This is a genomic window from Rhodospira trueperi (assembly GCF_900101965.1).
GTDB classification, from domain to species: domain Bacteria; phylum Pseudomonadota; class Alphaproteobacteria; order Rhodospirillales; family Rhodospirillaceae; genus Rhodospira; species Rhodospira trueperi.
Genome location: NZ_FNAP01000001.1, coordinates 633,255 through 657,099 on the forward strand (window position 1 = coordinate 633,255; position 23,845 = coordinate 657,099).

Here is a 23,845-nt window from a genome sequence, read left to right on the forward strand (position 1 = left end):
TCAGGTGAAACCATCATGTGATCCGACTTCCACGTGACGCGCCCTTCTTGTTTGCTGACGGCACACACGATTCCGCATATTCTTGCCAGTGCCGCGTTCGCGGTCACGGCCTGGACCGGCGGGACCGCATCGGCCGCGGAAGCTCCGGTTCAGATGGCGCAAAGCTGTCCCTCGGGCCTTCAGGTCTGCGCACCGGGGTCTTATGGCCGTGGCGGCTGTTATCGTCCCGGCTATGCCACGTACACCGCCGGTCTCGTTTGCACCAACGGTCTGACGGCCTGCCCCCCTGGCAACTCGGGGCCGGGCGGATGCTACAAGCTTGGGTTTGCCCGTTGCAACGATGGGCGGATCGAACGATAGACCACGAATTATGAGGCCTCATCGGACATTTTCCGGCGAGGGATCACACTCTTGCCGCAACCTTTCGAACAGAATGAATTGACGCCCAATCAAAGGCGGATCAGAGTCCGTCTCATGCCCTGTTCTTCCGGCGTGTTTAGGCTCGACTATGAAATTGAGACTTGTCAATCCCACCAACTTTCCCGACAATCATGGCTTCCAATGAGGGGGCTTGGCGCACGCATGGGGCGCTGCCGTGGCGTAGTGTCTAGCCCCCGCCACCGTCCTCACCGGCCGGTTCCTGTACGGTACGTGGACCGTCTGCGCGTCGAGATTCAAGGGGGTTGGAAAACAAACGATGATGAAAACAAACAAATGCAAGACAACCCTGAATGCGATTAGCAAATCACAGGCCATTATTGAATTCAAGATGGATGGCACAGTCCTTACGGCCAACCAGAACTTTCTAAGCGCCCTCGGTTACAGTCTGGATGAGATCAAGGGCCGGCACCACAGCATGTTCGTCGAGGAGGCCCACAAGGCCTCGCCGGAATACCGCCAGTTCTGGGAAGCGCTGAACCGGGGGGAGTTCCAGGCGGCCGAGTACAAGCGCTTCGGCAAGGGCGGACGCGAAGTCTGGATTCAGGCCAGCTACAACCCGGTTCTTAACGGTGCGGGCAAACCGTTCAAGGTGGTGAAGTTGGCCACGGACGTCACGGAGTCCAAGCTGCGTAACGCCGATGTCCAGGGCCAGTTGGAGGCTATCTCGAAATCCCAGGCCATCATTTCGTTCAAGATGGACGGCACCATCCTGACCGCCAACGAGAACTTCCTGAAGGCGCTCGGCTACCGCCTGGACGAGATCAAGGATCGGCACCACAGCATGTTCGTCGAACCCGCCTTCAAGAATTCGCCGGAGTACCGCCAGCTCTGGGATGCGCTGAACCGGGGGGAGTTCCGGGCGGCCGAGTACAAGCGCATCGGCAAGGGCGGACGCGAAGTCTGGATTCAGGCCAGCTACAACTCCATCCTCGACATGAACGGCAAGCCGTTCAAGGTGGTCAAGTTCGCCACCGACGTGACCAAGCAGGTTCAGGAGCGCATACGCCGCAACGAGATCCAGAAGGGCATCGACGCCGACCTGGACGGCGTACTACGGGTGGTCTCGAATGCCACGGACCTGACCGCCAGCGCCGCCAGCGCCTCCACCCAGACCTCCGCCAATGTCCAGGCCGTGGCGTCGGGGGCCGAGCAGATGGCCGCCTCCGTCTCCGAGATCACCCGACAGGTCGAGCACGCCCACGAAATCTCCGGCAAGGCGGTCGATCAGGCCGACCACGCCAACGAAATCGTCGGCAACCTGGCGGAAGCCGGACGGAAAATCGGCGATGTCATCAACCTGATCAACGACATCGCTAGCCAGACCAACCTGCTGGCCCTGAACGCCACCATCGAGGCCGCCCGCGCCGGCGATGCCGGGAAGGGGTTCGCGGTTGTCGCCAACGAGGTCAAGGCCCTGGCCGGTCAGACCGCGCGCGCCACGGACGAAATCGGCCAGCAGATCGGCGGCGTGCAGTCCATGACCGAGATTGCGGTTCAGGAGATCAAGGCGATCGGTGACATCATCGCCCAGGTCAGCGAAATCTCGTCGGCCATCGCCGCCGCCATGGAGGAGCAGAGCGCGGTGACCCAGGACGTGTCCTCCAACATGCAGACCGCATCCGAGGGTGTGACCACCATCAGCCACAACATGGAGTCCATCGCGGAAGCCATCCAATCCATTGAGGCCGCCGCCACCAAGGTCAAGGAGGCCTCGCGGCAACTCACATGAGGCGCCCCCGGGGCGGCGAGAGAGCCTCTCCGCCTGCGAAATGGCGCAGCCCATGCGGATATTGCGGCAGAGATGTGTCGTTTAGCGGGCCGGGTGGCATCTTCGCTCTGGTTTTTCCGGGCATGGTGTGTAAGATTCTTGGCCGTCGGTTTTGGTTGGACCGACGTAGGGGAATTGTTCCAAGGGGAAATTCGTGGAGGCTCGTCTCACCATGCTGAAGAATGCCATTTTCGCTGCCGCCGCCATGGGCGCTGCGCTCGTCGCCGCGCAGGCCCCGGCCACTGCCGGGCCGGCGGCCGTTGACATGATCCAGGCTGACAATCCCGCGATGACGCTGGCTCAGTGGTATCCGTCGGGCACCGCCCGGACGCCGCGCCCGATCGCGCCGCACACCCTGCACGGGGCCGGTGCCGACGAAGCCGCCGCCTGCGAGGCTGCAATGGCCGGCGCGCCGAACGCCTGCCGGTTCGAGCGTATCTATGACATGAACGAGTGCAGCTGCGCCGATTCGGGCGCCGTTGTGGCCTGCTCCGTCACCGTCTGGTGCCGTCGGCAGTAAGCACACCCAACCAGACCCTCGCCGCCGTTGGGCGGCGGGGGGGAAACGACGAAGCAATCCCGGGTGCCGAAAAGGCTGACGCGCCCGGGTTGCTTCGCGTTTTTTTGAGCGTCTCGCGGCAATCAGGAACCGCGCCTGACCCGTCGTTCTCCGTCCCGCCGACCGGGATGATCCGGGGCGACTCCGGCCGGACTAACGCCTTCGAATTCCGGCTTGATCCGGTCGAGTGGGGGTGCTACACCCGTCACGTTTCCGGATGCGCGGGCATAACTCCCTGATATTTCAGTGCGAATGGCCGCTCATGAAAGATCGACGGGAACGGCTCGCCCGGCGGACCCACCCGCCTATCGGGATTCGCCCACGACAGCCGACGTGAGGACGTCAATGGCCGAAATCATCGTCCACGAGGGCGATTTGCCCGCCACCGTCACGTTCGGGGACAGCGTGGCCGTGGATACCGAAACCATGGGGCTGCGGCTTTGGCGCGACCGGCTGTGTCTGGTGCAGCTTTCAGCGGGCGACGGCGTGTGCCATCTAGTCCAGATCAAACCGGACACGCCGGCCCCGATCCTCTCCGACCTGATGGCCGACCCGAACGTGGAGAAGCTGTTCCACTACGCACGATTCGATGTCGCCGCCTTGCTGCATCGATTCGGGGTGGTGACCGCGCCGGTCTATTGCACCAAGATCGCCTCTCGCCTGTGCCGCACCAACACCGACGCACATGGCCTGCGGGCGCTGTGCAAGGACCTCCTGGGCGTGGACATCTCCAAGCAAATGCAGACCTCGGACTGGGGCGCCGACACCCTGACGCCCGAACAAATGGACTACGCGGCCAACGATGTGCTGTATCTGCACAGACTGCGGCAGACCCTTGACGCCCTGTTGGACCGAGAGGGGCGGACGGACCTGGCCCGCTCCTGTTTCGGGTTCGTGCCGCACCGGGCCGCGCTTGATGTCGCCGGATGGGCGGACGAAGACATCTTCAGCCACTGACCGCCGCCGTTTCGGCGCGCCCCGGCCGGTCGTGTGACCTGGGCGCCCTGGAGAAGCACCGTTCCATGTCCGTTCCTGTGTCGTCCTCCCCGTCATCGTCCGCCGCCGCGCCGTCCGCGCTGGAGTCCGCACGGCGCGTCCTGCATCGGGAGGCAGACGCCCTTCGCGCAATGGCGGAGACCCTGGGCGCGGACTTTGACGCGGCAATTGCCCAGTTGCGGGCCTGCGCAGGGCGCGTCACCGTGACCGGGATGGGAAAAAGCGGTCATGTGGCCCGTAAGATCGCCGCCACGCTGGCCTCCACCGGCACGCTCGCGCAGTTCGTTCATCCCTCTGAGGCAAGCCACGGCGACCTTGGCATGATCGGCCGAGACGACGCCGTGATGGCGCTGTCCAACTCTGGGAACACGCCGGAACTGGAAGACATCGTCGCCTACACGCGGCGCTTCGGGATCCCGCTGATCGCCATGACCCGGTGCGCCGACAGTCCGCTGGCCCATGCCGCCGATGTCGCCCTGGTGCTGCCGCCGCACGAGGAGGCCTGCCCGCTGGGGCTGGCGCCGACGACCTCGACCACGGTCATGATGGCCCTGGGCGACGCCGTGGCCGTCGCCCTGCTGGAGGCGCGTGGCTTCAGCGCCCGCGATTTCCAGGTGTTTCATCCGGGCGGACGGCTGGGCCGCGCCCTGCTGCGGGTGGCGGACCTGATGCACACCGGCGACACCCTGCCCTTGGTGCCGTTCGACACGCCGATGTCGGGGGTCCTGATCGAGATGTCCCGCAAGGGGTTCGGATGCGCCGGCATCGTCGCGGAGGACGGCCGACTGGCGGGGATCATCACCGACGGCGACCTGCGCCGGCACATGGCGCCCGATCTGGTACAGCGACGGGCCGACGTCATCATGACCCGAGACCCCCGCACCATTGCCCCAGGCATGTTGGCCGTCGAGGCCTTGCGGATCATGAACGCCGGAGACAGGCCCATCACCAGCCTGTTCGTGGTGGACGAAGCCCGGCCGGTGGGCTTTATTCATATGCATGATTTGTTGCGGGCTGGCATTGACTAGACCACATTGGCCCAGGGGGCTGCGCGCAGAATTCGGTACGTTTCCCGGCGTTCCCATCCTGCCGCCCCCGCCGACCGCCGCCGCATGGTTGGCCGGCTTACATGCGCCGGGGACATGAAGTGGCGCGGCGATGAAACTGGGCCGATCACAAAGCGCGTCCCCGCCGGTGGAACGCATCCCGGCGGCCGCGTCTGGAGCGACACCCTCCTCCGGCATCCGGGACCGGAAGACCCGCACCGTCGGGTCCGTTCGGCGAATCCAACACTATTCCCGCTTCGTGCGGCTGATGAAGCTCCTTTTGCCCAGCGTCGCGGTCATGGTGTTGGGGGTGGTCCTGGCCTGGCCGCAGATCCAGTTCCAGGCCGAACGTCTGGCCGGCGAACTGGCATCGTTGGACCCGAGGACAGCCAACACCCGCACACTGGTCAATGCCCGGTTCCATGGGGTCGACACCGACAATCAGCCCTATACGCTGATCGCCAGCAAGGCGGTCGAACAGGTGGACGATCCGGATCAGGTCGATTTATGGGACCCGGAGGGAGACATCGCCCTTGAGACCGGTCGGTGGCTCGCCCTGCGCGGCAATACCGGCCTATATTCCAAGGGGGATCGCACGTTGTACCTTGACGGGAACGTCGTTCTGTACCGGGATGATGGGTTCGAGTTCCACACCGAGACGGCCCACATCGACCTCAACACGAAGAACGCCAATGGCTCTGACCCGGTGCAGGGCAGCGGGCCGGACGGCACCATCGAATCCATGGGATTCGACATCGTGGACGGCGGACGTGTCGTGGTATTCACCGGGCAGGCGCATCTGGTGTTGACTGCAGACGGAGAGATCGCGCCATGACCCGTGCCGCAAAACAGGGGGGGCCGTTGCGAATCCCGGGGGCGGTTCTGCTGGCGCTTGGCCTGCTCGCCGGGGCTCCGGGAGCCTGGGGGCAAGGAACCACGGTCGGGGATGGCGACTCGCCCATTGAGGTGTTCTCGGATAATGGCATCGAATGGCGGCGCGACGAGATGATGTACGTTGCGCGCGGCAATGCCATCGCCATCCAGGATCAGGATCGGGTGATGGGCGACGTGCTGGTCGCGCACTACCGCGAGACCGAGGACGGCGGCACCGAGATCTGGCGCATGGAATCCCTGGGCAACGCCCGTATCGAAACCCCTGACCAGACGGTGACCGGGAGGAACGCGGCCTACGAGAAGGACAGCGGGATCCTCGTGGTACGCGGCGCACCGCTGCGAATGGTCACGGACACCGAAACGGTCACGGCCACGGACAGTCTGGAATACTGGTCGCAAGAGCGCATGGCGGTGGCGCGCGGCGATGCCCATGTCGTGCGCGCCAACGGCGACACGGTGGACGCGGACATCGTCACCGGCTACTTCGCCGACAAAGAGTCAGGCGCCGAAGGGACCGCCGACGCCACCACGGAGGCAACGGCCGATGCGGCACCATCCGAACCGACGTCGGAGTCAGAGGCCGGCGCCGGAGACCGTGGAGGCCTGGAACGCATGGAGGCGTTCGGTGATGTGGTCATCACCACCGCCAAGGAGGTTGTGCGAGGAGATCGCGCGGTCTATGACGTGCCGGCCGAGATCGCCACGGTTTACGACAACGTCACGGTTTCGACAGAAACCGACCAGTTCGCTGGCAATCGCGCGGTGATGAACCTCAAGACCGGGGTCAGCACGCTGTATGGCGGCGGTGACGACGACGGCCGGGCCCGAGCCCTGATCGTGCCGCAACGCCCCGAGGAGAGCGCGGAAGAGAACGGGGCAGCACCGGACGCCGACACGAACTGATCGAAAACGGGACCGGGCGGCGGAGCCGGTCTCCCGTCTGCCACCAGATCATCGCCACCCACAGTCAGGGTCAGGGAGGGCCGAGTGCGGGGTCTCGCGGAACGCGTGCACAGTCTGGCGGAACGGACCGAGAGCAAGGACGCGGCGCGTCCGGAGACTCAGGAGAGCCCGGACAGGACCTCCTGGCAAGGCATACTGTCGGCCCGGAGCCTGGGTAAGCAGTACAATCGGCGGCCCATTCTCAGCGACGTCACCCTGGCTGTCCGGCGGGGCGAGGTTGTAGGGCTTCTCGGTCCCAACGGCGCGGGCAAGACCACCTGCTTTTATTGCATGACAGGTCTGGTGGTGCCCGACACCGGAAGCATTCTGCTCGAGGATCAGGACATCACGCGGTTGCCCATGTACCGGCGGGCGCGGCTCGGGATCGGGTATCTGCCCCAGGAAGCCTCGATCTTCCGGGGGCTGACGGTGGAGGGCAATCTGCGCGCCGTGCTGGAGGTCATCGAACCCGATGCCGCGATGCGCGAGGAGACGGTGAGCAGCCTTCTGGCCGAGTTCTCCATCGCCCACCTGCGCCACACGTCGGCCCTGGCCCTGTCCGGCGGTGAGCGACGCAGGGTGGAGATCGCCCGCGCCCTGGCCAGCCGGCCTGCCTTCATCCTCCTCGACGAGCCCCTGGCCGGGATCGATCCCATCGCGGTCAGCGACATCCGCGATCTGGTCGGCCACCTGAAGCACCGCGGGCTGGGCGTGTTGATTACCGACCACAACGTGCGGGAAACACTGGACATCGTGGACCGGGCCTACATTCTTCACGAAGGGCGCGTTATGATGGAAGGGCGCCCTTCGGAGATCGTTGCCCATGAAGGGGTCCGGCGGGTCTATCTGGGCGAACGGTTCAGTCTTTAGTGTTTCCGGCCTCTGTTTCGGAGGCAAAACGAGGGTAGGCGGTCATGAGCCTGTCACCGCGGCTTGATCTTCGGCAGGCGCAAAGCCTGGTGATGACACCGCAGTTGCAGCAGGCCATCAAGCTGTTGCAGATGTCGAACGTCGACTTGTCCGCCTTCGTCGAGCAGGAACTGGAACGCAACCCCCTTCTGGAGCGCAACGAGCGCGCCGATTTCGAGGCCCCGCCGGAGCGCGCCGAGATGCGCCCTGACGCCGACGCATCGGTGGTCGTGGACCGGGGCGCGGGCGAGGATGCCGACGGCCCCTCACCGCTCGACCAGGACTACAACACCGACCGCGACGATGCCGGCGCCGGCGACATGACCGCCCCTCCCGGCGGCGAGGAGTCTCTCGGTCTCGGCATGGGGTCCTGGGGCGGCGGCGGAGCGCGCGACTTCGGCGAGGATGCCCGCAGCCTGGAGGACACCCTCAGCCGACCGGAATCGCTTCGCGAGCACCTGGGCGCGCAGATGGCGGTGGATCTGGCCGATCCCGTGGACCGCCTGATCGGCACCCACCTGATGGGCCACCTCGACCCCTGCGGCTATCTGGCTGTTTCGGTCGAGGAAGTGGCGGCCACCCTGGGCGCGCCGCCCGAACGGGTCGAGGCCGTGCTGGCGCGCATGCAGGCGCTGGACCCGCCGGGTCTGTTCGCCCGCTCCTTGCGCGAATGCCTGGCCCTGCAACTGGCCGACCGCAACAGGCTCGACCCAGCCATGGAAGCCCTGCTCGACAATCTGGAGATGCTGGGGCGGCGCGACCTGCCCGGCCTGATGAAGGTCTGTGGGGTGGATGCCGAAGATCTGCGCGAGATGATCGCCGAGATCCGTGCGCTCGACCCCAAGCCGGCGCTGAGGTTCGAGGGCGAGCCGGTGCATACAGTCGTACCGGACGTGTTGATGCGCCCCAATCCCGAGGGCGGCTGGCTGATCGAGTTGAATAGCGACACGCTGCCGCGTGTTCTCATCAATCGCCGCTATCTGGCCCGGGTGCGCCCGGCCGCGAGCGGTGACAAGGCGGTCCGCGCGTTCCTGGGCGAGCAGGTGCAGAACGCCAACTGGCTCGTCAAGGCCCTGGATCAGCGGGCCACCACCATCATCAAGGTGGCGGCTGAAATCATCCGTCAGCAGGACGCCTTCCTGGAACACGGCGTACAGCACCTGCGGCCGCTGATCCTGCGCGACGTGGCCGGCGTCATCGGCATGCACGAAAGCACCGTCAGCCGGGTAACCAGCAACAAGTACATCGCCACGCCGCGCGGCCTGTTCGAACTGAAGTACTTCTTCACCCAGGCCATCAACAGCAGCGCCGGCGGCGAGGCCCACTCGGCGGAAGCGGTCCGTGCCCGCATCAAGGCCCTGATCGACGCCGAACCGCCGAAGGGCGTGCTGTCCGATGATCGCATCGTCACCATCCTGCGGGGCGAGGGCGTGGACATCGCCCGGCGCACGGTCGCCAAGTACCGGGAATCCATGCGGATTCCCTCGTCGGTGCAGCGGCGCCGCGAAAAGCTGGAGGCGGCGGGCAGATGACGCGTTCGAACCTGTTGGGACTCGGCGCACGGCGACACACCCGGATCCAAGGATCGGCGGGGATCGCCACCAAATCACTCAGCCGGACTTGGTATCACGCCCAATACCCAGCCGCGCGGCGGACGCGCTCCAGGCTGCGCGCGGCGTGATCCATCCGCTCGGCGGCATCGCGCCGGTGCCATCCGGTCACCAAACCGGCCGCCCACGCCCTCTCCGCCGCCGCCGCGACATCGTCTCCGGCGCGCTGCTCGGCCAGCGTGTTATGCAGCACCCCACCAGCGACGGCGACATCGTTCAGCGCCCCGAGATCATCCTGAAGATCGGACAAGCCGGACAGAAAGCGTTTGGCCGGCTTGCGAGCGAACAGACTGACAAAGAACTCCGCCGTGTAGCGGACCTTCTTGACCTGAATGCGCAGACGATGGCGCTTGGCCTCCGAAAGTCGCTGGAATCGGCGCGCCGGCTTGGCCACCTTACGCCAGCGTCGCTGCAGGGTGGTCCGGGCGAAGTCCAGAACCGGCCCGTCCCGGATCGGCCGATCCGGTGCGGCCAGCCAGTCCCCGTCCTCGATCCATGCCCCGACCCGCAAAAGCAGACGCGCCAGACGCGGATCGGCCATGGCCGCCACGGCCGCGTCAAACCGAGCATCCCGCCGCGCCGCGAACAGCCCGGACAGACTTTCCAGACCGCGATCCCCTGGAAAACACGCCCGCACCGGGCTCAGAATTTCGGTGAGAAACACGTCGGCGTCGCGCGCCGGCCCAAGGATCCCCATGAGCCAGCGCAGGTCCGTCTTGACGGCCTCCAACTCCGGCCCGGCCACAACGGGACCGAAGGTCGTCATGGCCGACCGCAAGCGCCGCATCGCGACGCGCATCTGATGGACCGCCTCACCGTCGCGGCACTCCCATAGGGGCCGAACGTTGCCGATCATCTGGGACAGGCAGCCGGCGGCAATGGCCTGGAAGGACCCGGCAACCGTCATGTCTGGCCTCAGGGCAGGCGGGCGCCCCTTGACCGGCGTCGGCGACGACGCGCCGACGACGAGATCGTGCCCACGCGCCGCCTTGCTGCGGACCTCCATGCGGACGGGCACCGCCTCGGCGATCCGCAGCCCCAGCCGGTACAGATCCCCGGCCGTGCCCTCCACGAGTTCCAGTTCCACCTCGTGGATCGGCTCGTCCCGCCCGTCGCCCGTCACCGTCCCCCGATCAAGGGCCATCAGGATCGTCCAAGACCCATCGGACAACCTGACCTCGGTGCGGCGGATTTCCGTTGCGAAGCGCGGACGTAGCGCCTTTTCATCAACCCCCGCCAGAGCCGCCTCCAGCCCCGCCGCGCGCGGCCGGTCCAGATCGGGAACCGGCTCGGCAATCGCGTCTTCCCATTCCACGCGGGAGAACACGCCGTCACTGCCCTGCCCTCCGGCCTTGACCGTCTGCACCCAATCACCGGCACCCTTCGCGCGCACGCGAACCGTCACCCCACGTCCCCACAGGCGCCCGTCGTGCGTATCATGGTAGAGGCTGGTAAGATAGCGGGTCCGGGCGGGGGCCCGGCGCATGGCGCGCAGCCACGGCAGGCGGGATATCCGCGCCAGATCCCGCGCCGCGACAGCGAGTTTGAGTTCCGTTTCCGTCGTGAGCGCCATAGGCTGTCCCACCCATTCGATGTCGGGCCGTGTCCCTCTGACCGCAGATCATGCAATGAAGGTTTTGTGACAGACAACCGTGCATCTTGTCGAGAACCGGGCCACACAGGAATGCTCGGGAACGCGGCCAAGGCAGCGCAAAACTCATTGATTGCTTGATACTAAGGCGCTAGATTAAAGTGAAGTTGTAAATTATGTCGAATCCGTGAATGCGTTCGGGGGAACGCCGAGAATGCGGTCTGCCGCGTTCTCGGCGTGGCGAAGGGGCCCGGGACCAGGAGAGACATCGCATGTCATACCACCGCGCAGGATATCCCGACCACGGCCGCTGCCCGGCCAGATCGAACTTTCTGGCCGCCCTGGGCGTAGCGGGCGCCCTGCTGCTCGGCGGATGCGCCGTCGGTGAGGGGGGCATGGTCGAGATCATGTCGCCCCCGGCCCCCGCCTCCGATTCCGCCCTGGCCGCGCTGTCACGCGGCCACATTGGCGACGCCGAGGCCTGGACCACGCGCGCCCTCTCGGAAAACGCCTCCGACCCCTACGCCCTGCTGGTCCGGGGCATGCTCGCGGAGCGAGCCGGGCAGCCTGCCGTCGCGCGAGAAGCCTATGGAACCATCCTGGCCCTGGCCCCCAAGGCGCTCATCGACCTCAGCCCCATGGACCTCGATTCATCCCCGCGTCCGGTGGTCGAAATCGCCGCCGACCGGTTGGACCGCCTGCCGCCTGCGCCCGTCGCCGAGGGGTTTGCCCGCGTGCCCGGCGTCACTGGCCCCAGAGCCATGGAAACGCCCGACACGCGGATGAACGTATCCCAAAGCGGGCGCGACGAAGCTTGGCAGAATCTATCGTCTCGGTTCGAAACCCTCGACAGACTGTACGATCAGGAACTCATCACCGATTCGGAATACGCTGACCGCCGGCGCGAAAACCTTGGCGCGCTGCTGCCCTTGACCCAGACACCGCCTGCCGCTGGCCTGAGCCGCCCGGCCCCGCGCCCCACCGCCGTGGTGGGACGCCTGCATGACCTGGGCGGAACCTTTGAGCGCGGCGCGATCAGCGCCAGCCAGCACGCCGAGGAACGCCGCGCCATCCTCGACGCCCTGCTGCCCGCCGATCCGATGACGCGCGAGATGGCCGACATGCGCCCGACCAGCGCCCGAGACGTCTCCCGCCATGCGCGCCGTCTTGCCGACGCCTTGCAGCGCGACCTGATCACCAACGAGGAATACGACCGCGAGCGCCTTGCCCTGCGCGATATCGCCAACCAGATGTCCGGTGGCGACGCGCAAGCTGCAATGGCCGCCGCACCGCCAACCGCCACCGCACCAACGGAAGGCGCCACCACCGATGGGACGGTCGAGGATGAGGCATCCGGAACGGCACCGGATGGATCAGCCGAACCGCGTCCCCTCCTGCCGATATCGGACCAACCGGGCGTGACCGCCGGCCCACCGACCGCCAATGACGAGGACCCGGTCACCCAGCGCTTCTCCGGCGTCACCGGGGCCAGCAGCGACGGTGCCCCCGCCTCTGAGCCGACCGGGAACTATGTCCACCTCGCCTCCTACCGGACCATGGATAGCGCCGAAGCCGGCTGGAAGGCCCTGAGCGAACGCTATGCCGGCTCGATGCGTGGCATGGAGCCCCGGTACGACCCGGTCACGATCCCCGGCAAGGGTGATTTCGTGCGCCTGAAGGCGGGACCGGTGCAGATCCCCGGTGGGGCGGTTCGACTGTGCGACAGGCTGCGCGCCGCCGGCCAGTTCTGTGAACCGGTCGCGGTGGACCCGTGACGACACGGATGACGGCGGCGGCGGTTGCGGTGTAAACGGGGGCGCTGTCCAGTTGGCGAGAGGAGCCCCCTGCATGCCCCGGTCGCCCCGCGCCGGACGAGGCCACGTCTCCCCCTCCTCCCGACCGCGCGAACGCGCGGCCGGGCCGCGTTCCGATGGCGCCCTGCGCCTGTACGGTCACCACGCAGTGGTGGCGGCGCTGGCCAACCGGAACCGCCCGGTCCGCCGACTTCTGACCACGGGAGACGCCACCGACGCCCTGACCCGCGCCGCCGAGGCGCGCGGTCTGACCGTGGATCGGGTACAACGCCAGGAGCTTGATGCGCTCCTGCCCCCGGGGGCGGTCCATCAGGGGATTGTTCTGGAAGCCGCGCCGCTGCCCGCGCACGGCCTGGAGGACCTGACCGCGACCGCCGCCCCCGACGACGCAGCCGTGGTCGTGGTCCTCGACCAGGTCTCCGATCCGCACAACGTCGGCGCCATTCTCCGTTCAGCCGCCGCCTTCGGGGCGCTGGGCGTCATCACCCAGGACCGCCACGCCCCGGCCGAGACCGGTGCTCTCGCCAAGGCCGCGAGCGGCGCCCTTGAGCGCGTGCCGCTGATCCGCGTTCCCAACCTGTCGCGCGCCCTGAAGGACCTGCGAGACTTCGGATTCTGGAGCGTCGGGCTTGACGCCGACGCGCCGGTCACGCTTGGTGGCGCCGCCCTGTCAGGGCCGCTGGCTCTGGTGCTGGGGGCAGAGGGCGCGGGCCTGCGTCGTCTGACCCGGGAACACTGCGACCATCTGGCGCGCCTGCCCATGATGCCCGGCGCGGTGGAAAGCCTGAACGTGTCCAATGCCTGCGCCGTGGCCCTGTATGAACTGCGCCGCGAGAGCCTGGAAGCCTTCAGTTCAACGGAACGCCCCACCGGGTCCGGGTGAGGGCCGGGGATGATCCGCGCGGCTGCGCCTGGTGTCACCTTGAAACGGCGATCCGGTGAGGACCGTGCGCGCCAGCAGCCCCGCCGACAGCAAGGCCCACAGGCCCCAGAGCTGCCAGCGCGGCACGCCCTCCGGCGCGAATTCGGTGAACAGATACCGCCGGAAACTCCGGATCTTATGCCCCAAGACGACCAGACGGGACACCGGAGAGCAGCCTTTCGGGTGCACGGCCGTCACGGCTGGCGCGAACAGCACGCGACCGCCGGCCCGCCGCGCCGCCCGACACAGCGCCAGATCCTCGAAGTACAGGAAGTAGCCCGGATCGAACCCGCCCAGTCGGCGAAAAAACGCCGTCGGCATCAGCATGAAGGCCCCGGAGATCGCCGGCACCTCGACCAGATCGGCCGCCGGCACGGGCTGGCGGTGCAGATTGACCCGGCCCCAGCGTGCCGCGAAGGGCCCTCCGAACGCCTCGCCCAGCCATTGCCCGGGCGTGCCGGCGTTGCAACGTCCCCCGGACTGCTCGGTGCCGTCGGCCTTGAGCAGGCGCGGTCCCGCCACCCAGGCGTCGTCCGGCTGCGCGGTGACCAGCGCCAACAGTCGCTCCACGGCCCCGGCCGCCGGCAGGCAGTCGGGATTGAGCAACAGCACATGGGTCCCGCGAGCCCGGGCGACCCCCAGATTGCACCCCGCGCCGAACCCAACGTTGCCTTGTCCGTGCACCAGTCGCAATGGGTCGGACATCCGGCTCGCCCTGCCCTCCACACCCTCGGGCCACGGCGGGTCATCAAGATTGTTGACCAGAATGACCTCGGCGACCGCCGGGCAGGAGCCGACAGACTCCAGGACCGCGGGCAGGGTATCGCCTCCGAACGTCACGATGACCACGCTCACCGATCCCTGTTCAGTGCTGCCGATTTTTCCCATTGGGCCGTATCTCCGCCGCGCCGACGACCGTTCGTGCCAGGAATACGGCATGTCGCCCCGGGTGGCGTCAACGCAGCGGTTGACCGACCTGACCACACGGTGGGATCCTTTTCGAGGATCGGGGGAGAAGATTGTCTACAAGCGACCGGGTCACGGTCGCTCCACCGTACCCGACCGGTTCCACCGACCGAAAGATCGGTTGACTCATGACAGCCCCCTCGCCCCGCCCGGCGGCCTTCCTGGACCGAGACGGCACCTTGAACGTGGACGTCGATTACGCCCACCGCCCCGAGCAGATCACCTGGATCGACGGCGCGGCGGCGGCCCTGCGGCGCTTGAACGAGGCCGGCTGGTGGGTGTTCGTCGTCACCAACCAGTCCGGCATCGCACGCGGCCTGTTCGACGAGGCGGCGGTGGACCGCCTGCACGACTGGATGGTGACCGATCTGGCGCGGCAGGGCGCACGGATCGATGCGTTCTATTACTGCCCGCACCACCCGCGCGGCACGGTTCCAGCCTACACCAAGGTCTGCGACTGCCGCAAGCCGGCGCCGGGCCTGCTGCTGCGGGCCATGGCCGAGCACCCGGTCGACGTGGCGCGCTCGTTCATGCTGGGCGACCGCATGCGCGACGTCGAAGCCGGCCGCGCCGCCGGAGTCGCGTCGCACCTGTACGAGGGCGGCAACGTCGATGCCGTCGTGGAACGGTTAATGGCCGGGTCTTGAGACCCGGCGGGGGATACTTTCGGCTGGGCGCCCCTTGCGCCCTCGGCTAATCTGCCGACGCGGCCCGCGGCCAGCCAAAAGCCTTTGAGCGGGCCGCCGCCACGATATCGCCTTTTCCTTGCTTCCTGCCCTGCGCCGCCCGCAGGCCGCGCGCGGCTGCGTCTGCCCTGTTTCGAGGTCTCCCCCGTGTCCGCCCTTACCGACCATTCGCACCCCGCCCAGTCCGATCACAGCCTGAGCTATCACATCCGCCGCACCATCGTCCTGGCCCTGCCGGTCGTGCTCGCGCGGCTCGGTTTCATGGCGTTCGTGACGGTCGACGTCATCGTTCTGGGACGTGCCGGCCCCGAACCGCTGGCGGAGTATGTGCTCGGCGGTACCGTCGTCGACAGCCTGCTGGCGACCCTGATCGGGCTGTTGATGGGCGTGCCCGTTCTGGCGGCCCAGGTGCTCGGCGCCGGCGCGCACGCCAGCCTGGGCCGGATCTGGCGTCAGGGCGTGGTGTATGCCGTGGTGGCCGGCGCGCTGCTGAGCGTTGCTCTGGTCTTTGGCGCGGCCCCCCTGTTCCGGTTGTTGGGACAGGATCCCGACCTCGCCGCGCGGGCCGCGACGGTGACCGGCATTCTCGCCCTCAATCTGCCGTTCATGGCGATCTTCGTCGTCGGCACAACCTTCCTGGAGGCGCTGAACCGGCCCATACCAGGCATGCTGGCCGTGTTCACGGCGAACCTGTCCAATCTGGCCCTGAACATCGTCTTGGTGTTCGGCTGGGGCCCCATCCCCGCCCTGGGCGCTCCCGGCTGCGCGCTGGCGACGGTGATCAACAGCGTTCTACTTGCGATCGGGATGAGCCTGTACATCCGCTACGGCCTGTCCGACCGGGTCGCGCTTGGCCTGTCGGGGACAGTGAACCGCGAACCGCTCTGGCGCGGGGCGGGAACGTTGCGCGGCATCGGCTACGCCGCCGGGTTCGCCCAGGCCCTGGAGGCCGGATCGTTCACGGCCGTCACCCTGCTGGTCGGACTGCTGGGGTCGCTGGCCCTCGCCGTTCACGGGATGATGTTCCAGTTCGTCGCCCTGACGTTCATGGTGGCCCTGGGCTTGGCAACGGCGGCCCAGGTACGAGTGGGGAATGCCTTGGGGCGCGGAGACTCGCGCGGGCTGGCGCTGGCCGGCTGGGTCGGTCTCGGCCTGTCGGCCGCCGTGACGGGCGCGGCCGCGACCGTCTACGTCCTGTGGCCGGAAACGCTGCTGCGGGTATTCACGACCGACGAGACCGTGCTTGCGGCGGCGGTGCCGGTGATGCTGTGGGCGTCGCTGGCCATGGTCTGCGACGGCGGCCAGTCGGTGATGAACCAAGCCTGCCGAGGCTGTGGCGACACGTGGGTCCCGACCGGGCTGCATGTGATCAGCTACTGGGCCGTGTTCGTGCCCGTCGCGGCGCTGCTGGCGCTGCCTCTGGGTCAGGGGGTCGCGGGCGTGTTCCAGGCACTCACCCTGGCCAGCATCATTTCCATGGGCATCCTGATGGTGCGCTTCGCCGTCCTTGCCAAACGGCCGTTGCCGGCGCCGCCGCGTTAACGGCGGATCGGCGGCCCGCACCCGAACCGCACCTTGACATCCCCGCCGCACCCGACCACCCTGGGGGACAACGGGGTGCGACCCCGGAGACGATGAGGGACGCGGCCAAGGCCGCGCGTACGACTCGCCTTGGCGACCAGGACACTCTGTATCAAGACATTCGGGTGCCAGATGAACGTCTACGACTCCGCCCGCATGGCGGACGTCCTGGCGCCCCTGGGGTATGGCCTGACCGATGACCCGTCGGACGCCGACATGGTCATCCTCAACACCTGCCACATTCGCGAGAAGGCGTCGGAGAAGGTGTTCTCCGAACTCGGCCGGCTGCGCCGAATGCGCGAGGACCGCGAGGCGCGCGGCGCCGGACGCATGATCCTGGGCGTGGCCGGCTGCGTCGCCCAGGCCGAGGGCGACCATATCCTGGACCGCGCGCCGTTCGTGGATCTGGTGCTCGGCCCGCAGGCCTATCATCGCCTGCCGGAGATGGTGGCCCGGCTCAGCCGCGCCGGGGACGCCCAGATCGACACCGAATTCCCGGCCGAGCCCAAGTTCGACCACCTGCCCGCGCCCGGCGCGCGCGGCCCCGCCGCGTTCCTGGCCATCCAGGAGGGGTGCGACCGCTTCTGCACCTTCTGCGTCGTGCCCTACACCCGGGGCGCCGAGTACTCACGCCCGGTCACCGACATCCTGGACGAGGCGCGCGCCCTGGTGGCCCGGGGCACGTTGGAGATCACCCTGCTGGGACAGAACGTCAACGCCTATCACGGCGCGGGACCGGACGGCGCGACCTGGAGCCTGGGCCGGCTGATCCGCGCCCTGGCGGACATCGACGGACTGGCCCGCCTGCGCTACACCACCAGCCACCCCCGCGACGTGGACGACGACCTGATCGCCGCCCATGCCGAGGTGCCCACGCTGATGCCGTTCCTGCATCTGCCGCTTCAGTCCGGCGCCGACCGCGTTCTGAAGGCCATGAACCGGGGCCATACCCTTGCGGACTTCCGCCGGGTGGTCGCGCGGTTGCGCGATGCGCGCCCCGACCTCGCGTTGTCATCGGACTTCATCGTCGGCTTTCCCGGCGAGACCGACCGCGAGTTTCAGGACACCCTGGACGCCGTGGACGACATCGGCTTCATCCAGGCGTATTCGTTCAAGTACAGCGCCCGCCCGGGCACGCCGGCGGCCGCCTTGCCCGCCCAGGTGCCGGAGCCAGTCAAGGCCGAGCGGCTGGCCCGGCTTCAGGACCTGTTGAACGCGCAACAGGTCGCCTTCAATCGCCGCTGCGAGGGCCTGGACATGGACGTGCTGCTCGACCGGATCGGCAAGCATCCGGGGCAACTGGTCGGGCGCAGCCCGTTCATGCAGCCGGTTCATGTCATGGCGCCCGCCCCCCTGCAGGGCACGATCCAGCGGGTGCGCATCGACCAGGGTCAGCCGAACAGTCTGGCCGGCCGGCTGCTGCCCGCCGAGGACGATCACCCTCCCGCCGAAAGGGCCACCGCGTGAGCGATGCCATGGTCCAGGAGGTTCGCACCTACGCCGACAACGGCGCGCTCCAGGTGGTGTTCGGCCCCGGCAACGAGAACATGGATCAACTGGAAGCCCGCCTGGGCGTGTCGCTGCCGACCCGGGGCAACGAGGTGACCCTCGCCGGCGCGGCCGAGGACGTCGCGGTGGCGGTGCGGGCTCTGGATTCCCTGTATGCGCGGGCCCGCGCCGGCCGGGACGTCACCAAGGCCGATGTCGACGCCGCCGTGCGCATGGGTCGCGTTGATGGCGGGCCGGCCGAACCGGCCCCGACCCTGCGCACCCGAAAGCGGGTGATCGAGGCCCGTTCGCCCGGACAGGCCCGCTACATCAACGCCCTGGTCAACACCGAACTGGTCTTCGGCCTGGGACCGGCGGGCACCGGCAAGACCTATCTGGCCATCGCCCACGCGGTCGCGCTGAAACTGTCCGGCGCGGTGGAACGGATCATCCTGTCCCGACCGGCCGTCGAGGCCGGCGAGCGCCTTGGCTTTCTGCCCGGCGACCTGCGCGAGAAGGTGGATCCGTATCTGCGGCCGATGTATGACGCGCTGTACGAGATGCTGCCCGGCGATGAGGTGCTGCGTCGGCTGGAGGCGGCGGAGATTGAGGTCGCGCCGCTGGCCTTCATGCGCGGGCGCACGCTCGCCAACGCCTGCATTGTGCTCGACGAGGCGCAGAACACGACGCCGACGCAGATGAAGATGTTCCTGACCCGCCTGGGTGAGAATTCGCGCATGATCGTGACTGGCGACATGACACAGATCGACCTGCCGCTGGGGGCACGCTCCGGCCTGCGCGACGCGCTGGAGACCCTGGAGGGGCTGGAAGGAGTCGCCGTGTGCCACTTCACCCACCGTGACGTGGTGCGCCATGATCTCGTCACCCGGATCGTCAAGGCCTACGATGCCCGCGACCGGCGCCTGGAGGGCGTCTCCGAGACCGGCGCGCCGGCCACCTCGCCCGCCCGGCCCAAGGGAGGCCCGCGACCATGAGCGCCGACGGGACCCCGTTCCCCGTCGAGATCGACGTGATCGTCGAGGTCCCCGCCTGGCGCAAGGCCGTGCGGGACGTCGAAGCGGTCTGCGACCGCGCCGCCGGGGCGACCCTGACCGCCGGGCTGCCGGACTCCGCCCTGGGCGGCCTTCTGGCGGCGGGACAGCGGTTCGAGGTGTGTGTCGCGCTGGAGGACGACGCCAGCGTCCGCGCGCTGAACCACGGATTCCGCAACCAGGACAAGCCCACCAACGTTCTGGCCTTCGCCGCCCTGGAAGACGAGAACGGCCGCGTTCTGGTGCCCCCGGCGGACCTTGGGGAGGACGATGAGGACGAGCCGACCTTTTTGGGGGACATCGTCATCGCGCTGGAAACCACCCGCGACGAGGCCGCCCGCGACGCCAAACCGCTGGCCGACCATCTGAGTCACCTCGTGGTGCATGGCGTGCTGCACCTGCTGGGCCACGACCATCAGGATGAGGACGAGGCCCAGCGCATGGAAGACCTTGAGACGCGTATCCTGGCCGGGATGGGGATCCCCGACCCCCACGCCGCCCCGCCGGAGTCTGGGACTGAGGACAATGAGCGAACCGAGCCCAAGTAGCGAGCCGGGCCGATCCCCCCGCGACGACGCAGGCAGTGGCGATGACCCGGCCACCCCTGGCCTCAAAGTAATGCCGTCCCCCGACCCCCGGGAGCCCGGCGGCGAGTCCGTCCGCGCCTGGTTGCGCGGCCTGTTGTCGCGCACCCGTGCAAACGGCGACAATTCCGTGCGTGACACGCTTGAAGAGATCATCGAGGAACGCGACGAAGCGGAATTGCCCATCGACGCCCATGAGCGCCTGCTCATCACCAACGTCCTGCATCAGCGCGATACCACCGCCGACGACATCATGGTACCGCGCCCGGATATCGTCGCCCTGGGCGAAAGCGCCACGCTGAGCGAGATCGCCGATCTGATGGCGCGCAAAGGGCACTCGCGCATGCCCGTTTTCCGCGAGACCCTCGACAACATCGTGGGGATGGTCCACATCAAGGACCTGATCCCCCACCTCTACAAGGGCGAGGCACCGGACCTGACCGCGCTTGCCCGTCCGGTGCTGTTCGTGTCCCCCTCCATGCGGGTGCTGGATCTTCTGCTCGAAATGCGGCTGAAGCGCGCCCATTTGGCCTTGGTGGTGGACGAATACGGCGGTATCGACGGCCTTGTGACCATCGAGGATCTGGTCGAACAGATCGTCGGCGAGATCGAGGATGAACACGATGTGGAATCCGACCCCGAACTGACGGTGCTGGAGGACGGCTCCATGGTGGCCGACGCGCGCCTTGATCTAGAGGAGTTCGAGGACCGCTTCGGTGCCTTCCTCAGCGAGGAGGAGCGCGAGGAAACCGATACCCTGGCCGGTCTGGTGTTCCGGCTGGCCGGACGGGTTCCCGGACGGGGTGAGTTGATCGTCCACGACAGCGGCATGGAGTTCGAGGTCATGGAGGCCGATCCGCGCCGCATCAAGCGGTTGCGCCTGCGCAATCTGCCCCCCGCCGGCCTCGCCGCCGCCTCGAACGGATCAAACACCCCGTGATCGCGCGTCTGGCCGCCGGCACGGCCCGGCTGCGCGGAACGCGGCGCCACGCCACCGCGTGCCTGCTGGGCATGGGCGCCACCCTGGCGCTGCCGCCGATCCACGCCCTGCCCATGCTGGTCGTCGCGCTGATCGGGCTCGTCTGGCTGCTGGACGGGGTCGAGAGGCGCGCCCGTGGCGCCTTTGCCGTCGGCTGGTGGTTCGGCCTGGGCCATTTCGTCACCGGCCTCTACTGGATCGCCAACGCCCTGCTGATCGAGGCGGATCGGTTCGGCTGGATGGTGCCGTTTGCCATTCTGGGCCTGAGCGCCTTCCTGGCCCTGTTCACGGGGGCGGCGACGCTGCTGGCCGGAATGGTGTGGCATCCCGGCCGGCCCTGGCGGATCCTGCCCTTGGCGGCGGCCTGGCTGCTCGGTGAGTGGCTGCGGACCTGGGTCGCCACCGGATTTCCCTGGAACATGACGGCCACGGTGTGGATGCCGGTTCTCCCCGTGCTGCAGATCGCCAGCGTCATCGGCGCGCTGGGTCTGGGTGGCCTGACGGTTCTGGCGCTGTCCGCTCCGGCGGTCCTGGCCGATCCGGTCCCCCGGCGCCGCAAGGCGGCCGTCTTGAGCGCGGCCGCGCTGGTGTTGCTCATTCCCGCAGGCTGGGGTTTCTGGCGGCTCTCCAGCGTAGAGCCGGGCACGGTCCCGGACGTGCGGCTGCGCCTGGTCCAGCCGGCGTTGACCCAAGCCGAGAAGCTGGAGCCCGCGATGCGGGAGGTCAATCTGCTCGACCATGTGGTCATGACACGGGGCCGCCCCGGGTTCGACACCGTGACCGCCGTCATCTGGCCGGAAACGGCGGCCGCCTTCGCGCTCAATGTCGACACGCGGCGGCGCCGGCTTGCCGGCGACGGTGCCCCGGCGGGCGGTGTGCTGATGACCGGGGCACCACGTGTCACACCGCTCGGGGTAGAGCCCTTTCGGGCCTGGAACAGCTTTTACGTGCTGGATGCGGGCGGCGGGATCGTCGCCGTACAAGACAAGTTCCACCTTGTTCCGTTCGGCGAGTACGTGCCGTTCGGCGATATCCTGCCGCTGGATAAGGTCACGCCGGGCAGCGTGGATTTCTCCTTCGGCCGGGGACCGCGCACCCTGCGCGTACCGGGATTACCTCCGGTCTCACCGCTGATCTGCTACGAGGTCATCTTTCCGGGACAAGTCATCGACCGCGCCGACCGCCCGGACTGGATGGTCAATATCACCAACGACGGGTGGTACGGCATCAGCTCGGGGCCGTTTCAGCATTTCGCCACCGCCCGCCTGCGCGCGATCGAAGAGGGCCTACCGCTAGCGCGGGTGGCCAACACCGGTATTTCCGCTATGATCGATCCCCTGGGCCGGGTCACGGCGCGTCTCGGGCTGGGCCAGCGGGATAGTGTGGACACGGCCCTGCCCGAGCCCTTGCCACCAACCCCCTTCGCGCGCCTGGGCCAAGCCCTTCCCATCTTTGGCAGCCTCGTCATAATACTTGCTGCGCTGGCATTCCATCGTTCCGCGCGTGCACATTAAACCTTAAGGGCGAAATGTGTTCAGTATCGCTCAATTATTAGCGGTCCCCACCCCTGCCCTTGCAGAATGCTACAGGTTTTCGTTGACGCTTCAGGGCCTCCGCCATAATGTCGTCCCCGTTGGTTGCATGCATTGAACAGTCTGCGTTCATCGTGTTCTCATGACGGGACGCCCACATTACAGTGTCAAGGTAGCACGTATGGTGAATGATACAGAACGGCAACCGCGCCGTTCCAATCGCGGACGGACGCCCTCGGGCAAGCCCAATCCCGTCGATGTTCATGTCGGTGGGCGGGTGCGGCTGCGCCGGACGCTCCTTGGCATGAGTCAGGAACGCCTGGGCGAAGCGATCGGCCTGACCTTCCAGCAGGTCCAGAAATACGAGCGCGGCGCCAACCGGATCGGGGCCAGCCGCCTGTGGGACCTCAGTCACGTCCTCGATGTGCCCATGAGCTACTTTTTCGAGGAGATGGACGAGGGCACCTCCAACCTCAGTCCGCGCAACATGGCCGGCTCCATGAACGAACCCGCCATCGAGGGGGACGGCGATCCGATGACGCGACGAGAGACCCTGGAACTGGTGCGGGCCTACTACCGGATCAGCGACCCCACCGTGCGCAAACGCGTGTTTGAATTGACGAAGACCCTGGGCAGCGTCGCCGACCCCGCCAACACGCCGACGTCGGAACGCTGATCGCGGCGGTCATCCGAAACCCGCGGTCTGTCAGGCGCGTATCTCCGAGAAACAACCGGAACGCCGGGCATCACCCCCGGCCCAGGGCTCGGCGCAGCGCGTCGCCGAGCGCGGTCTTCGGGGCGTCCTGCGGGGTCTGGGGGGGCGACGGCGCGGCGGCAGTGTCCTTGGCGGAGGCCGGCGCGGCGCTCGCGGTCTTCTCCGTCTTCTCCGCCTTGGCCTTGGCCTTGGGCGGTCGTGTCGCCTGGGCGACCTTGCTCATGTAATCGGACTCTCGGTCCTGGAGCAGCAGCGGCGCATGGTCCGCCAGCGCCTCCAGCAGTGGTCCCAGCCAGTCCCGGTCAGCCTTGGCGAAGTCCGACAGCACGTAGCCATGCACCCGCGCCTTGTCGCCCGGATGACCGATCCCCAAGCGGACGCGCCGGTAGGCGTTGCCCAAGTGAGCGTCGATGGACCGCAGACCGTTGTGACCGGCCGCCCCGCCGCCGGTCTTGACCTTCACCTTCCCGGGCGCAAGGTCGAGTTCATCATGAAACACGATCACATCGGCCGGTTCCAGCTTGTGGAACCGCGCCGCCTGCCCGACCGCCTGGCCGGACAGGTTCATGAAAGTCTGAGGTTTGAGAAGAAGAACCTTCTCGCCGGCCACCGTTCCCGACGCCAAGGCGCCCTGAAACTTTGACCGGAACGGCCCCAGGCCGTGGCGCGCCGCGATGGCGTCCACGGCCATGAAGCCGATGTTGTGGCGGTTGCCCGCGTATTCGGCGCCCGGGTTGCCCAGGCCGACCAGCAGCCGCATGGAAGCCTCC

21 protein-coding genes are annotated in these 23,845 nt (G+C 67.6%); 18 read left to right on the plus strand and 3 right to left on the minus strand.

The window, feature by feature from the left end; genetic code table 11:
- Nucleotides 1–700: 700 nt before the first annotated feature.
- The 8 genes from BLS85_RS02890 to rpoN all read left to right on the plus strand — a co-directional run bounded on the left by BLS85_RS02890 (nt 701) and on the right by rpoN (nt 9,087).
- Nucleotides 701–2,170, plus strand: coding sequence for a methyl-accepting chemotaxis protein (locus BLS85_RS02890; protein WP_281242475.1), 1,470 nt, complete (start codon nt 701–703; stop codon nt 2,168–2,170).
- Nucleotides 2,171–2,381: 211 nt separating this feature from the next.
- A complete protein-coding gene (locus BLS85_RS02895) occupies nt 2,382–2,729 on the plus strand; it encodes a hypothetical protein (protein ID WP_092781746.1) in 348 nt (115 codons plus the stop codon).
- Nucleotides 2,730–3,113: 384 nt separating this feature from the next.
- The gene (locus BLS85_RS02900; RefSeq protein ID WP_092781749.1) at nt 3,114–3,725 is read left to right on the plus strand and encodes a ribonuclease D; all 612 of its coding nucleotides are present in this window, start codon (nt 3,114–3,116) and stop codon (nt 3,723–3,725) included.
- A gap of 65 nt (nt 3,726–3,790) precedes the next feature.
- Nucleotides 3,791–4,792, plus strand: a complete 1,002-nt coding sequence (locus BLS85_RS02905; protein ID WP_092781752.1) for a KpsF/GutQ family sugar-phosphate isomerase — start codon at nt 3,791–3,793, stop codon at nt 4,790–4,792.
- 286 nt (nt 4,793–5,078) lie between these two features.
- On the plus strand, nt 5,079–5,645 hold the full coding sequence (gene lptC, locus BLS85_RS02910; protein WP_176793299.1) for an LPS export ABC transporter periplasmic protein LptC: 567 nt from the start codon (nt 5,079–5,081) through the stop codon (nt 5,643–5,645).
- Nucleotides 5,642–6,607, plus strand: coding sequence for an LptA/OstA family protein (locus tag BLS85_RS02915; RefSeq protein WP_092781756.1), 966 nt, complete (start codon nt 5,642–5,644; stop codon nt 6,605–6,607). The genes lptC and BLS85_RS02915 overlap by 4 nt, the downstream gene beginning before the upstream one ends.
- 84 nt (nt 6,608–6,691) lie before the next feature.
- A complete protein-coding gene (lptB, locus tag BLS85_RS02920; protein ID WP_092781759.1) occupies nt 6,692–7,516 on the plus strand; it encodes an LPS export ABC transporter ATP-binding protein in 825 nt (274 codons plus the stop codon).
- A gap of 44 nt (nt 7,517–7,560) precedes the next feature.
- On the plus strand, nt 7,561–9,087 hold the full coding sequence (gene rpoN, locus BLS85_RS02925) for an RNA polymerase factor sigma-54 (protein ID WP_092781762.1): 1,527 nt from the start codon (nt 7,561–7,563) through the stop codon (nt 9,085–9,087).
- A gap of 94 nt (nt 9,088–9,181) precedes the next feature.
- Here the strand turns inward: rpoN and BLS85_RS02930 are convergent, their stop codons facing one another.
- Nucleotides 9,182–10,738, minus strand: coding sequence for a CYTH and CHAD domain-containing protein (locus BLS85_RS02930; RefSeq protein ID WP_092781764.1), 1,557 nt, complete (start codon nt 10,736–10,738; stop codon nt 9,182–9,184).
- Nucleotides 10,739–11,028: 290 nt separating this feature from the next.
- Between BLS85_RS02930 and BLS85_RS02935 the strand changes: the two genes are divergently transcribed.
- Nucleotides 11,029–12,531 (plus strand): tetratricopeptide repeat protein, encoded by a 1,503-nt coding sequence (locus BLS85_RS02935; RefSeq protein ID WP_092781767.1) that lies wholly within the window; start codon nt 11,029–11,031, stop codon nt 12,529–12,531.
- Nucleotides 12,532–12,604: 73 nt separating this feature from the next.
- On the plus strand, nt 12,605–13,453 hold the full coding sequence (gene rlmB, locus BLS85_RS02940) for a 23S rRNA (guanosine(2251)-2'-O)-methyltransferase RlmB (RefSeq protein ID WP_092781770.1): 849 nt from the start codon (nt 12,605–12,607) through the stop codon (nt 13,451–13,453).
- Here rlmB and BLS85_RS02945 read toward each other — a convergent pair.
- Nucleotides 13,424–14,380: a glycosyltransferase family 2 protein gene (locus BLS85_RS02945; RefSeq protein ID WP_176793301.1), complete on the minus strand. Its 957-nt coding sequence runs from the start codon at nt 14,378–14,380 to the stop codon at nt 13,424–13,426. The genes rlmB and BLS85_RS02945 overlap by 30 nt on opposite strands.
- A gap of 206 nt (nt 14,381–14,586) precedes the next feature.
- On the opposite strand from BLS85_RS02945, the gene BLS85_RS02950 reads away from it, so the two are divergent.
- The 8 genes from BLS85_RS02950 (at nt 14,587) to BLS85_RS02985 (ending at nt 23,036) form a co-directional block, all read left to right on the plus strand.
- Nucleotides 14,587–15,105 carry a D-glycero-alpha-D-manno-heptose-1,7-bisphosphate 7-phosphatase gene (locus tag BLS85_RS02950; protein ID WP_092781776.1) on the plus strand — a complete coding sequence of 173 codons (519 nt, stop codon included), beginning with the start codon at nt 14,587–14,589 and terminating at the stop codon, nt 15,103–15,105.
- Nucleotides 15,106–15,291: 186 nt separating this feature from the next.
- A complete protein-coding gene (locus BLS85_RS02955) occupies nt 15,292–16,686 on the plus strand; it encodes an MATE family efflux transporter (RefSeq protein ID WP_092781779.1) in 1,395 nt (464 codons plus the stop codon).
- Between the two features lie 129 nt (nt 16,687–16,815).
- Nucleotides 16,816–18,192, plus strand: a complete 1,377-nt coding sequence (miaB, locus tag BLS85_RS02960) for a tRNA (N6-isopentenyl adenosine(37)-C2)-methylthiotransferase MiaB (RefSeq protein WP_092781782.1) — start codon at nt 16,816–16,818, stop codon at nt 18,190–18,192.
- Nucleotides 18,189–19,208: a PhoH family protein gene (locus tag BLS85_RS02965; protein ID WP_425438458.1), complete on the plus strand. Its 1,020-nt coding sequence runs from the start codon at nt 18,189–18,191 to the stop codon at nt 19,206–19,208. The genes miaB and BLS85_RS02965 overlap by 4 nt, the downstream gene beginning before the upstream one ends.
- Nucleotides 19,205–19,813, plus strand: coding sequence for an rRNA maturation RNase YbeY (ybeY, locus tag BLS85_RS02970; protein WP_092781788.1), 609 nt, complete (start codon nt 19,205–19,207; stop codon nt 19,811–19,813). Before BLS85_RS02965 ends, ybeY begins: the two co-directional genes overlap by 4 nt.
- 70 nt (nt 19,814–19,883) lie before the next feature.
- Entirely contained in the window at nt 19,884–20,789 is a 906-nt protein-coding gene (locus BLS85_RS02975) for a hemolysin family protein (protein ID WP_092781791.1), read from the plus strand.
- A complete protein-coding gene (lnt, locus tag BLS85_RS02980) occupies nt 20,786–22,342 on the plus strand; it encodes an apolipoprotein N-acyltransferase (protein ID WP_245699049.1) in 1,557 nt (518 codons plus the stop codon). The genes BLS85_RS02975 and lnt overlap by 4 nt, the downstream gene beginning before the upstream one ends.
- A gap of 199 nt (nt 22,343–22,541) precedes the next feature.
- Complete coding sequence (locus BLS85_RS02985) at nt 22,542–23,036, plus strand: helix-turn-helix domain-containing protein (protein ID WP_176793304.1); 495 nt, start codon at nt 22,542–22,544, stop codon at nt 23,034–23,036.
- 70 nt (nt 23,037–23,106) lie between these two features.
- On the opposite strand, the gene pth is transcribed toward BLS85_RS02985, so the two are convergent.
- On the minus strand, nt 23,107–23,835 hold the full coding sequence (gene pth, locus BLS85_RS02990; RefSeq protein ID WP_092781797.1) for an aminoacyl-tRNA hydrolase: 729 nt from the start codon (nt 23,833–23,835) through the stop codon (nt 23,107–23,109).
- Between the last annotated feature and the right edge of the window lie 10 nt (nt 23,836–23,845).

Bases quoted from the DNA above. Each gene is read 5' to 3' on its own strand.
- BLS85_RS02890 (WP_281242475.1), top strand. From the start codon at position 701: ATGAAAACAAACAAATGCAAGACAACCCTGAATGCGATTAGCAAATCA.
- BLS85_RS02895 (WP_092781746.1), top strand. From the start codon at position 2,382: ATGCTGAAGAATGCCATTTTCGCTGCCGCCGCCATGGGCGCTGCGCTC.
- BLS85_RS02900 (WP_092781749.1), top strand. From the start codon at position 3,114: ATGGCCGAAATCATCGTCCACGAGGGCGATTTGCCCGCCACCGTCACG.
- BLS85_RS02905 (WP_092781752.1), top strand. From the start codon at position 3,791: ATGTCCGTTCCTGTGTCGTCCTCCCCGTCATCGTCCGCCGCCGCGCCG.
- lptC (WP_176793299.1), top strand. From the start codon at position 5,079: ATGAAGCTCCTTTTGCCCAGCGTCGCGGTCATGGTGTTGGGGGTGGTC.
- BLS85_RS02915 (WP_092781756.1), top strand. From the start codon at position 5,642: ATGACCCGTGCCGCAAAACAGGGGGGGCCGTTGCGAATCCCGGGGGCG.
- rpoN (WP_092781762.1), top strand. From the start codon at position 7,561: ATGAGCCTGTCACCGCGGCTTGATCTTCGGCAGGCGCAAAGCCTGGTG.
- BLS85_RS02930 (WP_092781764.1), bottom strand. From the start codon at position 10,738: ATGGCGCTCACGACGGAAACGGAACTCAAACTCGCTGTCGCGGCGCGG.
- BLS85_RS02935 (WP_092781767.1), top strand. From the start codon at position 11,029: ATGTCATACCACCGCGCAGGATATCCCGACCACGGCCGCTGCCCGGCC.
- rlmB (WP_092781770.1), top strand. From the start codon at position 12,605: ATGCCCCGGTCGCCCCGCGCCGGACGAGGCCACGTCTCCCCCTCCTCC.
- BLS85_RS02945 (WP_176793301.1), bottom strand. From the start codon at position 14,380: ATGGGAAAAATCGGCAGCACTGAACAGGGATCGGTGAGCGTGGTCATC.
- BLS85_RS02950 (WP_092781776.1), top strand. From the start codon at position 14,587: ATGACAGCCCCCTCGCCCCGCCCGGCGGCCTTCCTGGACCGAGACGGC.
- ybeY (WP_092781788.1), top strand. From the start codon at position 19,205: ATGAGCGCCGACGGGACCCCGTTCCCCGTCGAGATCGACGTGATCGTC.
- BLS85_RS02975 (WP_092781791.1), top strand. From the start codon at position 19,884: ATGCCGTCCCCCGACCCCCGGGAGCCCGGCGGCGAGTCCGTCCGCGCC.
- BLS85_RS02985 (WP_176793304.1), top strand. From the start codon at position 22,542: ATGGTGAATGATACAGAACGGCAACCGCGCCGTTCCAATCGCGGACGG.
- pth (WP_092781797.1), bottom strand. From the start codon at position 23,835: ATGCGGCTGCTGGTCGGCCTGGGCAACCCGGGCGCCGAATACGCGGGC.